Genomic DNA, 14,445 nt, shown 5'->3' on the forward strand with positions numbered 1-14,445 from the left:
GACGGCTGTGCGCGGCGTACGCGCGTACCGCAGCCCGTCAGTTGTCGTCCTCGTCGATCAGGAAGCCCCGCATCGGAGAGGGAGCCTGCTGCATCGGCGACGGCCCCTGCGGCCGCACCGGCGCCATCGGCTGCGTCATCGCGGGCGACATCTGCTGCTGCCCGCCGTACGACGGCGCGCCGCCCATCGACGGCTGGCCACCCATCGTGTGGCCCATCGAACCCGCACCGGCCGACGCCATCGACCCGCTCATCTGCGGGGCCGGCGGCAGCGACGCGGTCGCCGGGGTGCGCGGCGGAGCCAGCGAGTCGTCGGCCTGGGTCTCCAGCTGACGCAGCTGCGACTCCAGGTAGGACTTCAGTCGCGTACGGTACTCGCGCTCGAAGCCGCGCAGGTCCTCGACCTTGCGCTCAAGGGTGGCGCGGGCGGACTCCAGGGAGCCCATCGCGACGCGGTGCTTCTCCTGGGCGTCCCGCTCCAGCGCGTCGGCCTTGGCGCGGGCGTCCCGCTCCAGGCCCTCGGCGCGCGACCGGGCCTCGCCGACGATCTTGTTGGCCTCGGAGCGGGCCTCGGCGATCGCCTGGTCGGCGGTCTGCTGGGCCAGCGAGAGGACACGCGCGGCGCTGTCGCCGCCGGGGCCCTGGCCGGGCTGCGGGCCGTGGCCGCCCATGGGGCCGCCCATCGGCTGGCCCATGGGGCCCTGGCCGAGCTGGTTCTGGGCAAGCTGGTTCTGGCCCATCGGACCCTGGCCCATGGGGCCCTGACCCAGCTGGTTCTGGCCCATGGGGCCCTGGCCGAGCTGGTTCTGCGCGAGCTGGTTCTGGCCCATCGGACCCTGGCCCATGGGGCCCTGACCCAGCTGGTTCTGGCCCATGGGGCCCTGGCCGAGCTGGTTCTGCGCGTTCTGGCCCATGGGGCCCTGGCCGAGCTGGTTCTGCGCGAGCTGGTTCTGGCCCATCGGACCCTGGCCCATGGGGCCCTGACCCAGCTGGTTCTGGCCCATGGGGCCCTGGCCGTGCTGGCCCTGCGGGCCGTGGCCACCGGGACCGGCGGGCAGCTGCGGAGCGCCGCTCGGCAGCTGGGGCGGGCCCATCTGCGGCTGCTGCTGCACCTGCGGAGGTCCGGATATGGCGGCGGGCACGGGCGCGCCCGGACCACGCTGGTCCTGCGGCTCCGGCTTGCGCATACCCTGCTGCTGCTGGTTCTGCGCGGCGGCACGCGTCGCGGCGGCCAGCTTGGCGCGCAGGTCCTCGTTCTCGCGAAGCAGGCGGGTCAGTTCGGCTTCGACCTCGTCCAGGAAGGCATCGACCTCGTCCTCGTCGTAGCCTTCGCGGAGCCGGACGGTCGTGAACTGCTTGTTCCGCACGTCCTCAGGGGTCAGCGGCATCTCTTCTTCACCTCTACGTAGTCGTCGGCAGTCGGCAGGACCGTGTCGCTCACATCTATCTCCCCACGCTGGTGACGATGGAGATCAGGATGTACACGATGATCATCAGAACGAAGAAGGACAGGTCGAGTGCCACGCCCCCGAGACGCAGCGGCGGAATGAACCGCCGCAGAAGCTTGAGCGGTGGATCGGTGACAGTGTAGGTGGCCTCAAGAACGACCACCATCGCCTTGCCGGGTTCCCATGAACGTGCGAACTGCAAGACGTAGTCCATGACGAGCCGGAAGATCAGCACGATGAGGAAGCACATCAGCGCGATGTAGACCACATCCAATGCGACGCCCATCTCGCGCTTCCCTCTCCCCTTGCCCTCTGTGCCCCCGGCCCCTTGGCCGGATCGTTCCCGGTGTCGTGTTCTCAGCTCTGGTTGAAGAAACCGCCCTCTGCGATACGGGCCTTGTCCTCCGCCGTGACATCGACGTTAGCAGGAGACAGCAGGAACACCTTCTGCGTCACCCGTTCAATGCTGCCGTGCAAACCAAACACAAGTCCGGCGGCAAAGTCGACAAGTCGCTTCGCATCCGTGTCGTCCATCTCGGTGAGGTTCATGATCACCGGCGTGCCCTCGCGGAAGTGTTCCCCGATGGTACGGGCCTCGTTGTAGGTCCGCGGGTGCAGCGTGGTGATGCGGTAGGGCTCCCGCTCGGACACGACCTTGGGCATGATCACCGGTGCGTTCTTCTCCAGGCTCGGACGTTCAGGTGTGATGGATGCCACGGGGGCGATTCGCGCCGGACGCCCCGATTCCGCAGGCATCACGGCTGCGTGGGAGACCGGTTCACGGGGGGCCGGCGGCTGTACGGCTCGTACCGGTTCGTCCCGTTCGACCTGATGCGGAGGCTGGTGCCGCCGACGGTCCCGCTCGGGCTCCGGCTCGGGTTCGAACTCGTCATCGGGGTCGAACCCCGGGCCGTCGTACCCATCGTCCTCCACGAGACCGAGGTAGACCGCCATCTTGCGCATCGCGCCGGCCATGCTCCGATTCCTCCGCTCTGTGGTGGATCGCCCTTGTCGCCAAATGTCGCAGTGTCACCAAGTGCCCACGATCCACTAGGTCTGCCCACCGAAGAGTGGGAATGACCATATTTTCTGCTGTGGTCCGACTTGCTTCGCGACGTTACCCGAGCCGGGGTCGGACTCCGAGTACCGCCGTACCGACGCGTACATGTGTCGCTCCGGCCGCAACAGCCTCTTCGAGGTCCGCACTCATCCCTGCTGACACCATGTTCGCAGCCGGATGAGCGCGGCGCAGGTCAGTCGACAAATCCATCAGCCGCTCGAATGCGGCCCGTTCGCGGCCCGCGTACTCGCCCGCCAGCGGCGCCACGGTCATCAGACCGTCCAGCCGCAGACCGGGCGCGTCCGCCACAAGTCCGGCCAACTGCTCGATTCCGTCGGGAGCGACACCGCCCCGCTCTCCCCGCGCACCCGACTCCGCGTCGAGCGCGACCTGGATGAGACAGCCCACCTCCCGCTCCGCCTTCACGGCGGCCGCGGAGAGCGCGCCGACCAGCCTGTCCCGGTCGACGGACTGCACCAGATCCGAGTAAGTCACCACGGAACGGACCTTGTTCGTCTGGAGCTGGCCCACGAAGTGCCAGCGCAGATCCGCGAGGTCCGCGCAGTCGGCCGCCTTGGGTGCGGCATCCTGGTCCCGGTTCTCGGCGACCTGACGCACCCCCAGCTCGTACAGGAGCCGGACGTCGCTCGCGGGGTAGGTCTTGGTGACCACGATGAGCGTCACGTCGTCCCGCTTGCGTCCGGCGGCCGCACAGGCCGCGGAGATACGTTCCTCCACCTGTGCCAGGTTCGCGGCGAGTTCCGCCTTGCGGCCCGTCGGGCCGGTCAGGTCCGTCATGCCCCGCTCCCCTCTCCCTCGGCCCCTCCGGCTCCCGCCGTGTCGAGCCAGACGTATCCGGCGAGCCGCCCGGTGGTGCGGTCGCGGCGGTACGAGAAGTGGTCGTGCGATTCGAGCGTGCACACCCCCGACGCCTGCCGGTCCGTCACCCCGAGCGCCGCCAGCTGCGCGTGCACTCCGGCGGTCACGTCGACCGCGGGAGTCCCCCAGCTGGTCTTCGACCAGGCGGCCGGCTCGGCCGCGGCGACCTCGTCCCGCATCGCCTCCGGGACCTCGTAGCACTCGCCGCAGACGGCGGGCCCGGTCCGCGCGGTGATCCGGGACGGCTCGGCCCCGAGCGAGACCATCGCCTCGACCGTCGCCGGCACCACGCCCGCGACCATCCCGGGCCGCCCCGCGTGCGCGGCGGCCGCCACCCCGGCGACCGGGTCGGCGAGGAGAACGGGCGTGCAGTCGGCGGTCAGTACCGCGAGGGCCAGCCCGCGACGGGCGGTCACCACCGCGTCCACCGCCGGGACCTCGGCGCCGGCGCCCCACGGCCCGTCCACCACGGCCACGTCCCGCCCGTGCACCTGGTTCATCCAGACCACCAGGTCCGCGTCGAGCCCCAGGGCCCTGGCGGTGAGGCCGCGGTTGTTCCGGACCGCGGCGGGGTCGTCGCCGACCGCGCCGCCGAGGTTGAGCTCCTCGTACGGAGCGGCGCTCACTCCGCCCCACCGGTCGGTGAAGGCGAAGTGCGCGCCGCTCACGAGGGAGTGCTGCCCTATCACTTCAAGAAGTCCGGGACATCCAGCTCTTCGGCCTGGCTGTCCTGGTACGGGCGGGCCGTCGGCACCTGCGGCGGGTTGGTCTCGCCGGCCGGGGCCGTCTCGACCGGCGCCGGGGCCGGGGTGTCCTCGCGCGGGCTCACGGTGCCGAGCCCACCGAGGGGGCGCTCGGCCGCGCGGACCGGCGCGGGCTCCTCGCGCTTGGCGGCGGTGGAGCCCAGCACGGTGTCGCGGCGGGCGGGCGGCTGGCCGCCGTCGAACCCGGCCGCGATGACCGTGACCCGTACCTCGTCGCCCAGCGCGTCGTCGATGACCGCGCCGAAGATGATGTTGGCCTCGGGGTGGGCGGCCTCGCTGACCAGCTGCGCGGCCTCGTTGATCTCGAAGAGACCGAGGTCCGAGCCGCCGGAGATGGAGAGCAGCACACCGCGGGCGCCGTCGATGGACGCCTCCAGGAGCGGCGAGGAGATCGCCATCTCGGCGGCGGCCACCGCGCGGTCGTCGCCGCGCGCCGAGCCGATGCCCATGAGCGCCGAACCGGCCTCGGACATGACCGACTTGACGTCGGCGAAGTCGAGGTTGATCAGGCCCGGGGTGGTGATCAGGTCGGTGATGCCCTGGACGCCGGAGAGCAGCACCTGGTCGGCCGACTTGAACGCGTCGAGCACCGAGACCTGGCGGTCCGAGATGGACAGCAGCCGGTCGTTGGGGATGACGATGAGGGTGTCGACCTCTTCGCGGAGCTCGGCGATGCCGTCCTCCGCCTGGTTGGCGCGACGGCGGCCCTCGAAGGTGAACGGCCGGGTGACCACACCGATCGTGAGGGCGCCGAGCGAGCGCGCGATGTTGGCGACGACGGGTGCGCCGCCGGTGCCGGTGCCGCCGCCCTCGCCCGCGGTGACGAAGACCATGTCGGCCCCCTTGAGGACCTCCTCGATCTCCTCGCGGTGGTCCTCTGCCGCCTTGCGCCCGACTGCCGGGTTGGCTCCGGCCCCGAGGCCGCGGGTGAGTTCACGGCCGACGTCGAGCTTGACGTCGGCGTCGCTCATCAACAGAGCTTGTGCGTCGGTGTTGATCGCGATGAACTCGACGCCCTTGAGACCGACCTCGATCATTCGGTTGATGGCATTGACACCACCGCCGCCGACACCGATGACCTTGATGACTGCGAGGTAGTTCTGCGGTGCTGCCACGTCGAAGGCCTCTCGCCTCGAGTTACGGGTCGTCACGTGCGGGTGTCGCACGGCGACGACGAATGCCGATGTGGGACGGTCCGAACGCCGACCCGAACCCTAACGTTGAAGTTTAGGGTTACCAATGTGTCTGTTCCCTGGACTCTTCCGAACAGGACACTAAGTCGACAAGTGGCGCACGTTCAACGAACACGCCGAACCTCCCGTTTTTCTTTTCACCCTATGTGATCACCCGTAGCGATGACCAACCAGGGTGCTGGCCAGCGCATATGTGCGTCAACTCCCCGATGCCGCAGGGGCGGTGGGGGCGCTCACATCGAAGTACCGCGCCCTGGGCGCCGCTTTCATGAGGGCGACCAGCGTACGGGCCTTGAGTTCCCCCTCCTCTTCACTGCCCCACAGGACGGTACGCCCGCGGCTCAACTCCAGGGAGACCGCGTCGTAGGAGGTGACCCGGACGAGTCGGGTGTCCTTGGCTACTGCGGACGGGAGTTCGCCCGCCACCCGGACCGCCTCGCGCACCAGTGCGTCGACCGGAAAACGGCGCAGAGAGGACGAATTGCCGGAGCTGTCCGGGTTCAGTTCGAGCAGCGGTACGTGCGCGGGCGCCTTGGCGACCGTGGCGAACCGCACACCCTTGGCGTCCACTTCGGTGAAGTTCACGCCTTTTTTCATCAGCAGGACGGGCTTGCGCTCGGTGACGTCCAGCGCGATGCCGTGCGGCCAGGAGCGGCTGACCTCCACCGAGTCCAGCCGCGGCAGCTTGCGCAGCAGCCGCGCCTCGATCGCCCCGGTGTCGACCGAGACCAGCGGCGATCCGACCGGAACGGCCGCCACCGCCTCGACTTCGGCGGGGGTGAGCACCTCGGTGCCGGTGGTCTCCACCCGCTCGACCCGCAGCCAGGTGGAGCCGTACAGCACCCAGGCGACGGCCGCGCCGACGACGACGGCCGTGGCCAGAACCAGCAGCATCCGACGCCGGGCGGGCAGCCGCAGCCGCAGCCGCCTGGCGGGGCGGCGGGGGCCGGACGGGCCGGACTTCTTCGCCTGCCCCGCTCCGCGTCGAGCGGTCGCCTGTCCGGCCACGGTCCCCTGCCTTCTGCCGCTCCGTCAGCGCGCGGCGATCGCCTCGTACACCATGCCGACGAGCAGGTCGTCGGCGTCCCGGCGGCCGAACTCGGAGGCGGCGCGGGACATCTCGTACAGCCGGTGCGGGTCGGCGAGCACGGGCAGGACCTGGTCCTGCACCCACCCGGGGGTGAGTTCGGCGTCGTCGACCAGCAGACCGCCGCCCGCCTTCACCACCGGCTGGGCGTTGAGCCGCTGTTCGCCGTTGCCGATGGGCAGCGGGACGTAGGCGGCGGGCAGCCCGACGGCGGAGAGCTCGGCGACGGTCATCGCGCCCGCGCGGCAGAGCATCATGTCGGCCGCGGCGTACGCGAGATCCATCCGGTCCACGTACGGTACCGGGATGTACGGCGGCATTCCGGGCATGTTGTCGACGCGCGGCAGTTCGTTCTTCGGGCCGACCGCGTGCAGGATCTGGATGCCGGAGCGCTGGAGCACCGGAGCGACCTGCTGGATCACCTCGTTGAGGCGGCGGGCGCCCTGCGAGCCGCCGGAGACCAGCAGGGTGGGCAGGTTGGGGTCCAGACCGAACGCGGCGCGCGCCTCGGGGCGGACCCGGGCGCGGTCGAGGGTGGCGATGGAGTGCCGCAGCGGGATGCCGATGTAGCGGGAGTGGCGCAGCTTGCTGTCGGGCGTGGCGACGGCGACCCCGGCCGCGTACCGCGAGCCGATCTTGTTGGCCAGGCCGGGGCGGGCGTTGGCCTCGTGGACCACGATCGGCACCCCGAGGCGCTTGGCGGCCAGATAGCCGGGCAGCGCCACATAGCCGCCGAAGCCGACGACGCAGTCGGCCTTGGTGCGCTCCAGGATCTGCTCGGCGGCCTTGATGGTGCCGCGCAGCCGCCCCGGGACCGTGATCAGTTCGGGGGTGGGCCTGCGGGGCAGCGGGACGGCCGGGATGAGCGCGAGTTCATAGCCCCGCTCGGGGACGAGCCGCGTCTCCAGGCCCTTCTCCGTGCCGAGGGCCGTGATCCCCACGGTCGGGTCCTGCCTGCGCAGGGCGTCCGCGAGGGCGAGCGCGGGCTCGATGTGGCCGGCGGTCCCCCCACCGGCGAGTACGACATGCACCGAAATTCACCGCTCTCCGGACGGACGCTTCTTGACGCGCCGTCTCATCGACTTCCAACTCACCCGAGGCTGCCGCATGGCCAGCGCCGCCCGCGCCGCGGGGTCGTCCCGCGCGAACGCGATCAGCAGCCCCACGGCGAACATGGTCGGCAGCAACGCGGACCCACCGTAGGAGAACAGCGGGAGCGGGACACCGGCGATCGGCAGCAGGCCGAGCACCGCACCGATGTTGATCACGGCCTGGGCCACGATCCAGGTGGTCACACCTCCCGCGGCGTACCTCACGAAGGGGTCCTCCGTGCGTCCGGCCACGCGGATACCCGCATAGCCTAGAGCCGCGAACAGGGCGAGCACCGACAGAGTGCCCGCCAGGCCCAGTTCCTCACCGGTGATGGCGAAGATGAAGTCGGTGTGCGGTTCGGGGAGTTGACCCCATTTTTCCACACTCGCGCCCAGACCGGAACCGAACCATCCACCCGAGGCGAGGGCGTAGATCCCGTGCACCGCCTGCCAGCACTGGTCCTGCGGGCCGGGGTCGGTGGCCCCGATGCAGGCGAGCCGGCCCATCCGGTTGGGGCTGGTCTTGATGAGGAGCACCGCGAGGGTTCCGGCCACCGCGAGGACGCCCCCGAAGAGCCGGGTGGGGGCCCCGGCGAGCCAGAGCAGGCCGAAGAGGATCGCGGAGAGGATGATCGCGGTGCCCATGTCGCCGCCGAGCATGATCAGTCCGAGCAGCAGGAACGCCACCGGGACCAGCGGCACCAGCATGTGCTTCCACTGGGTGAGCAACCGTTTGTCCTGCTTGCGGGCGAGCAGGTCCGCGCCCCACAGGATCAGCGCCAGCTTGCCGAACTCGCTGGGCTGGAGCTGGAACGGGCCGCCGAGGTAGATCCAGTTCTGGTTGCCGTTGACCGACATCCCTATCCCGGGGATCTGCACCAGGACCATCAGGAAGACGGTGACCACCAGCATCGGGTACGAGAGCGCCCGGTGCAGCTTGGCGGGCATCCGGGCGGCCGCGAACATCAGGGCCCCGCCGATCAGGGCGGCGAGGAACTGCTTGCGGAAGAAGTACGAGGCCGGCAGCGACAGCTCCAGGGCCTTGATCATCGAGGCCGAGTAGACCATCACCAGACCGAGCACGGTGATCAGCAGCGCGCTGCCGAGGATCAGGTAGTACGCGGTGAGCGGCCGGTCCCAGGCCCGCCGGGCCCGCTCCAGGAGTCGCCGCGGGCCGCCGCCACGGGGACGTGAGGGGGTACCGCTCCCGCCGCCGCGCACGGCCGCGGGGCGGCGTACGGACCCCGCGGCACGGCTGCGCAGGACGAGCCCGGGCGGGGTCGCTTCGGCCGGCATGTGTGCTGTCCCCTCCAGTCGTGCCCGGCGCCGCCGGTCCGCGGGACGGGTCCCGGCCGGCTAGGCGCGCTCGGCGGCGAGTTCACGGACCGCTTCCGCGAAGGCCTCGCCGCGCTTGTTGTAGTTGGTGAACATGTCCATCGAGGCGCAGGCCGGGGCCAGCAGGACCGTGTCCCCGGGCTTCGCGAGCCCGGCCGCCTCGCGGACCGCCTCGGACATCGCCCCAGTGTCGGTCCGCCCGACGTCGACCACCGGTACCTCGGGGGCGTGTCGCGCCAGCGCTTCGGCGATCAGGTGGCGCTCGGCGCCGATCAGGACGACCCCGCGCAGACGCTTCGCCGACCTGCGCACCAGCGCGTCGAAGGACGCGCCCTTGGCGAGCCCGCCGGCGATCCACACGATCGGCTCGTACGCGGCCAGCGAGGCCTCGGCGGCGTGCGTGTTGGTCGCCTTGGAGTCGTCGACGTATGCGACCGCGTCCACGTCCGCGACGTGCGCGATCCGGTGGGCGTCGGGGGTGAACGCCCGCAGTCCGTCCCGTACGGCCTTGGGCTCCACGCCGAAGGCGCGGGCCAGGGCCGCCGCCGCGAGGGCGTTGGCGATGTTGTGCGGAGCCGGCGGGTCGATGTCCCCGACCTCGGCCAGCTCCTGGGCGTTCTTCTGCCGGTTGGCGACGAAGGCGCGGTCGACCAGGATGCCGTCCACGACGCCGAGCTGGGAGGGGCCGGGGCTGCCGAGGGTGAAGCCGATCGCCCGGCAGCCCTCCTCGACGTCCGCCTCGCGCACCAGGTCCTCGGTGGCCGGATCCGCCACGTTGTAGACGCAGGCGACCGTGTTGCCCTCGTAGATCCGGCCCTTGTCGGCCGCGTACGCCTCCATGGAGCCGTGCCAGTCGAGGTGGTCCGGGGCCAGGTTGAGCACGGCGGCCGAGTGGGCGCGCAGCGAGGGCGCCCAGTGCAGCTGGTAGCTGGAGAGCTCCACGGCGAGGACGTCGTAGGTCTCCTCGCCGAGCACCACGTCGACGATCGGCGTGCCGATGTTGCCCACGGCGGCGGTGCGCAGGCCCGCCGCCCGCAGGATCGACGCCAGCATCTGGGTGGTGGTGGTCTTGCCGTTGGTGCCGGTGATCGCCAGCCAGGGGGCCGCGTCCGGGCCCCTCAGCCGCCAGGCGACCTCCACGTCCCCGATCACGTCCACGCCCGCCTCGGCGGCGGCCGCGAACAGCGGGGAGTCGGGCTTCCAGCCGGGCGAGGTGACGACAAGGCCGGTCCCCTCGGGGAGCGTGGACGCGTCCCCGAGGCGGACGGAGATACCTTCCTCCGCCAGTTCGGCCGCGCGCTCCCGGTGCGTACCGGAGTCACCGCCGTCCACGACCGTCACCACGGCGCCGAGACCGGCCAGGGCGCGGGCGGCGCTGATGCCGCTCACCCCGAGACCGGCGACGGTGATCCGCATGCCCTGCCAGCTCTGACTCACTTGTCGGCTGCCCATCCCGCGTAGAAGAGACCCAGACCCACGATGACGCACATGCCCTGGATGATCCAGAACCGCACCACCACAAGGACTTCGGACCACCCCTTGAGTTCGAAGTGGTGCTGGAGCGGGGCCATCCGGAAGACCCGCTTCCCGGTCATCTTGAACGAGCCGACCTGGATGACCACCGACATGGTGATCATCACGAAGAGGCCGCCGAGCAGCGCGATCAGGAACTCGGTGCGCGAGCAGATCGCCAGACCCGCGAGCGCGCCGCCGAGCGCGAGCGAACCGGTGTCGCCCATGAAGATCTTGGCGGGCGAGGTGTTCCACCACAGGAAGCCGAAGCAGGAGCCCATCAGGGCCGAGGCGACCACCGCGAGGTCCAGCGGATCGCGTACCTCGAAGCAGGCGTTGGGGTTGGTCAGGGTCTGCGCGTTGGCGCAGGACTCCTGGAACTGCCACAGCCCGATGAAGGTGTAGGCACCGAAGACCATCACCGACGCACCGGTGGCCAGGCCGTCCAGACCGTCCGTCAGGTTCACGCCGTTGGACATGGCGAGAATCATGAACAGCGCCCAGATCACGAACAGCACGGGTCCGATGGACCAGCCGAAGTCCGTGATGAAGGAGAGCTTGGTGGAAGCGGGGGTCTGGTGCCGCTTGTCCTCGAACTGCAGGGCCAGCACCGCGAAGGCGATGCCGACGATCAGCTGGCCGGCCATCTTGGCCTTGGCGCGCAGACCGAGCGAGCGCTGCTTGACGATCTTGATGTAGTCGTCCAGGAAGCCGACCACGCCCATGCCCGCGGTCAGGAAGAGCACCAGCAGACCCGAGAAGGTCGGGTCCTCGCTGGTGATCACCTTCGTCGCGGCGTACGCGATGAGCGTCGCCAGGATGAAGGCGATGCCGCCCATGGTGGGCGTGCCCTTCTTGCCGGCGTGGCCGCGCGGGCCGTCGTCGCGGATGAACTGGCCGTAGCCCTTGCGGGCGAGCAGCTTGATGAGCAACGGGGTGCCGACCAGGGTCAGGAAGAGACCGATGGCTCCCGCGAAGAGGATCTGCCTCATCGGGCGGCGACCTCGCCCTCGACGCCACCGTCGAGCAGCGCGAGTGCCACCCGTTCCAGGCCGATCGACCGCGATGCCTTCACCAGCACGACGTCTCCCGGACGCAGTTCACTGCGCAGCAGGTCGACGGCCGCCTGTGCGTCGGACACGTGCACCGACTCCTCACCCCACGAACCCTCGTTATATGCGCCCAGTTGCAGCCAGGACGCTTCCCGGTCCCCGACTGCCACGAGCTTGCTGACGTTGAGCCGGACGGCGAGCCGTCCGACAGCGTCGTGCTCGGCGAGCGATTCGTCGCCGAGCTCGGCCATGGGACCGAGCACCGCCCACGTCCTGCGTCCCTTGCCCATGGCCGCGAGCGCGCGCAGGGCGGCTCGCATGGACTCGGGGTTCGCGTTGTAGGCGTCGTTGACGACTGTCACTCCGTCCGGACGCTCGGTGACCTCCATACGCCAGCGGGAGAGGGTGCCCGCCTCGGAGAGCGCGAGGGCGATCTCGTCCACAGGCATACCCAGCTCATGGGCGACGGCGGCCGCGGCGAGCGCGTTCGACACGTGGTGCTCACCGTACAGGCGCAGGGTCACGTCGCTGCACCCGGAGGGTGTGTGAAGCCTGAAGGAAGGCTGTCCGGCTTCTGTGAGCCGGACATTCTCGGCACGTACGTCCGCGTCCTCGGCCTCGCCGAAGAGCAGGACGCGCGCCTTGGTGCGCGGCGCCATGGCCCGTACCAGCGGGTCGTCCGCGTTCAGCACGGCGCAGCCGTCGGCCGGCAGCACCTCGACCAGCTCGCCCTTGGCCTCGGCGATCTGCTCGCGGCCGCCGAACTCGCCGATGTGGGCGGTCCCGACGTTGAGGACGAGCCCGATGCGCGGCGGGGTCAGCCCGGTGAGATAGCGGATGTGGCCGATGCCGCGCGCGCCCATCTCCAGGACCAGGTGGCGGGTCTCGGAGGTGGCGGTGAGCGCGGTGAGCGGCAGGCCGATCTCGTTGTTGAGCGAGCCCGGTGTGTAGACCGTGGGCGCGTGCCGCTGGAGCACCTGCGCGATCAGGTCCTTGGTGGAGGTCTTGCCGGACGAGCCGGTGAGCGCCACCACATCGGTGCCCAGGCGGCGTACGACCTCGCGGGCCAGCGCGCCGAGGGCGCCCTGGACGTCGTCGACGACGATGGCGGGCACGCCCACGGGCCGGGCGGCCAGCACGGCCACCGCGCCCGCCTCGTACGCCACGCGCGCGTAGTCGTGGCCGTCGACGTGCTCGCCCGCGAAGGCGGCGAAGAGGGAACCGGGCGCCACTCGGCGGGAGTCGATGACGACGGATCCGGTGACCTGGGCGGACGGATCCGGTATGTCATGCGACTGCCCGCCGACGATTGCGGCGATCTCGGCGAGGGAGAGGGCGATCACTGCTTCATCCCTGACTGTGCTTGGCGGTGTTCGATCGCGGCCCGCAGGACCACACGGTCGTCGAAGGGGCGGATCACCCCGTGGGTGTCCTGGCCCTGCTCATGGCCCTTGCCCGCGACCAGGACGGTGTCCCCCGGCTCGGCGCGGGCCACGGCCGCCGCGATGGCGGCCGCGCGGTCGGCGTCGACCAGGACGTCGCCGCGCTCGTGCGCGGGCACCTCGGCGGCGCCCGCGAGCATCGCGGCGAGAATCCCGAGCGGATCCTCGGAACGCGGGTTGTCCGAGGTCAGTACGGCGGTGTCGGCGAGCCGGGCCGCGGCGGCGCCCATCGGCGCGCGCTTGGTCCGGTCGCGGTCCCCGCCGCAGCCGAGGACGATGTGCACCTTGCCGCGGGTGACCTTGCGCAGCGAGCGCAAAACCGATTCGACGGCGTCCGTCTTGTGCGCGTAGTCGACCACCGCGAGGAACGGCTGGCCCGCGTCCACCCGCTCCAGGCGGCCGGGCACACCGGGCACGGCGGCCACGCCGTCGGCGGCGGTCTGCGGGTCGATGCCCGCGACGGCCAGCGTGACGATCGCGGCGAGGGTGTTGGCCACGTTGAAGGGGCCGGGCAGCGGGGCGGTGGCCACGATCCGCTCGCCCTTGGGGCCGACGGCCGTGAAGGTCGAGCTGTCCTGGCGTACGTCCACGTCCTCGGCACGCCAGTCGGCGTCCGGGTGGCCCTCGGCCGAGAAGGTCGTCACGGGGATCCCCGACTCGGTCACCAGCCTGCGGCCGTACTCGTCGTCGAGGTTGACCACCCCGAGCCGCGCGCGCTCCGGCGTGAACAGCTGCGCCTTGGCCCGGAAGTAGTCCTCCATGTCGGAGTGGAACTCCATGTGCTCCGGGCTGAGGTTGTTGAAGACGGCGACGTCGAAGACGCAGCCGTCGACCCGGCCGAGCACCAGGGCGTGGCTGGAGACCTCCATGGCGACCGACTCGACCCCGCGCTCGCGCATCACCGCGAACAGGGCCTGCAGATCGGTGGCTTCGGGGGTGGTGCGCTCGGACTTGATGCGCTCGTCGCCGATGCGCATCTCGACCGTGCCGATCAGGCCGGTGCGGTGCCCGGCCCCGCGCAGCCCGCCCTCGACGAGGTACGCGGTGGTGGTCTTCCCGGAGGTTCCGGTGATGCCCAGCTGGAGCAGATCGCGGCCGGGGTGTCCGTAGATCTCGGCGGCGAGCCCGCCCATGACGCCGCGCGGGTCCTCGGTGACCAGGACCGGCAGGCCGGTCGCGGCGGCGCGGTCGGCGCCCGCCGGGTCGGTGAGGACCGCGGCGGCGCCCAGGCCGGCGGCCTGCGCGGCGAAGTCCGCGCCGTGGAAGCGGGCGCCCGGCAGGGCCGCGTAGAGGTCGCCGGGACGGACCGCGCGGGAGTCGTGGGTGATGCCGGTGACCTCTCCCGACCCCGGGATCTCGGCTCCCAGCCGGTCGGCCAGCTCGCCCAGGGATGTCGGGCGGCCGCGGTCCGGGCGGGGCGCTCCCGGCTGGTGCGCGGGCGCGTCCTGCGGGGTGGTTCGGTACTGATCAGCGTGTGGCACGGCGGTGAGCGTACCGGGCGTACCCGCCGGGTCGCCAAAAGAGGGGGGCGGGGCGTGGTGGTCGCGGCCCTGGTTCCCGGGGTCCGGGGTGATGGTTGTCAC

General features: G+C 71.1%; 13 protein-coding genes. All 13 read right to left on the bottom strand.

Annotated elements, in window-relative coordinates:
* Positions 1 to 37: 37 nt before the first annotated feature.
* Complete coding sequence (locus A8W25_RS08025; protein ID WP_067158119.1) at positions 38 to 1,387, bottom strand: DivIVA domain-containing protein; 1,350 nt, start codon at positions 1,385 to 1,387, stop codon at positions 38 to 40.
* Between the two features lie 55 nt (positions 1,388 to 1,442).
* The gene (locus tag A8W25_RS08030) at positions 1,443 to 1,733 is read right to left on the bottom strand and encodes a YggT family protein (RefSeq protein ID WP_067158122.1); all 291 of its coding nucleotides are present in this window, start codon (positions 1,731 to 1,733) and stop codon (positions 1,443 to 1,445) included.
* Positions 1,734 to 1,804: 71 nt separating this feature from the next.
* Positions 1,805 to 2,422, bottom strand: coding sequence for a cell division protein SepF (locus tag A8W25_RS08035; RefSeq protein ID WP_067158125.1), 618 nt, complete (start codon positions 2,420 to 2,422; stop codon positions 1,805 to 1,807).
* A 142-nt stretch (positions 2,423 to 2,564) separates the two neighbouring features.
* Complete coding sequence (locus tag A8W25_RS08040; protein ID WP_067158128.1) at positions 2,565 to 3,305, bottom strand: YggS family pyridoxal phosphate-dependent enzyme; 741 nt, start codon at positions 3,303 to 3,305, stop codon at positions 2,565 to 2,567.
* Entirely contained in the window at positions 3,302 to 4,054 is a 753-nt protein-coding gene (gene pgeF, locus A8W25_RS08045; RefSeq protein WP_067158131.1) for a peptidoglycan editing factor PgeF, read from the bottom strand. Before pgeF ends, A8W25_RS08040 begins: the two co-directional genes overlap by 4 nt.
* Positions 4,055 to 4,071: 17 nt before the next feature.
* Entirely contained in the window at positions 4,072 to 5,265 is a 1,194-nt protein-coding gene (ftsZ, locus tag A8W25_RS08050) for a cell division protein FtsZ (protein WP_067158134.1), read from the bottom strand.
* 276 nt (positions 5,266 to 5,541) lie between these two features.
* Entirely contained in the window at positions 5,542 to 6,351 is an 810-nt protein-coding gene (locus A8W25_RS08055) for a cell division protein FtsQ/DivIB (protein ID WP_067158137.1), read from the bottom strand.
* A 24-nt stretch (positions 6,352 to 6,375) separates the two neighbouring features.
* Positions 6,376 to 7,461 carry an undecaprenyldiphospho-muramoylpentapeptide beta-N-acetylglucosaminyltransferase gene (murG, locus tag A8W25_RS08060; protein WP_067158140.1) on the bottom strand — a complete coding sequence of 362 codons (1,086 nt, stop codon included), beginning with the start codon at positions 7,459 to 7,461 and terminating at the stop codon, positions 6,376 to 6,378.
* 6 nt (positions 7,462 to 7,467) lie between these two features.
* Positions 7,468 to 8,817: a putative lipid II flippase FtsW gene (gene ftsW, locus A8W25_RS08065; RefSeq protein WP_067158143.1), complete on the bottom strand. Its 1,350-nt coding sequence runs from the start codon at positions 8,815 to 8,817 to the stop codon at positions 7,468 to 7,470.
* Positions 8,818 to 8,877: 60 nt separating this feature from the next.
* Positions 8,878 to 10,308: a UDP-N-acetylmuramoyl-L-alanine--D-glutamate ligase gene (gene murD, locus A8W25_RS08070; RefSeq protein ID WP_067158146.1), complete on the bottom strand. Its 1,431-nt coding sequence runs from the start codon at positions 10,306 to 10,308 to the stop codon at positions 8,878 to 8,880.
* Positions 10,290 to 11,360: a phospho-N-acetylmuramoyl-pentapeptide-transferase gene (gene mraY, locus A8W25_RS08075; protein ID WP_067158149.1), complete on the bottom strand. Its 1,071-nt coding sequence runs from the start codon at positions 11,358 to 11,360 to the stop codon at positions 10,290 to 10,292. Before mraY ends, murD begins: the two co-directional genes overlap by 19 nt.
* Positions 11,357 to 12,763, bottom strand: coding sequence for a UDP-N-acetylmuramoyl-tripeptide--D-alanyl-D-alanine ligase (locus A8W25_RS08080; RefSeq protein WP_067158152.1), 1,407 nt, complete (start codon positions 12,761 to 12,763; stop codon positions 11,357 to 11,359). Before A8W25_RS08080 ends, mraY begins: the two co-directional genes overlap by 4 nt.
* On the bottom strand, positions 12,760 to 14,445 hold the full coding sequence (locus A8W25_RS08085) for a UDP-N-acetylmuramoyl-L-alanyl-D-glutamate--2,6-diaminopimelate ligase (protein ID WP_067158155.1): 1,686 nt from the start codon (positions 14,443 to 14,445) through the stop codon (positions 12,760 to 12,762). Before A8W25_RS08085 ends, A8W25_RS08080 begins: the two co-directional genes overlap by 4 nt.

The organism is Streptomyces sp. ERV7 (genome assembly GCF_001653515.1).
GTDB lineage: Bacteria > Actinomycetota > Actinomycetes > Streptomycetales > Streptomycetaceae > Streptomyces.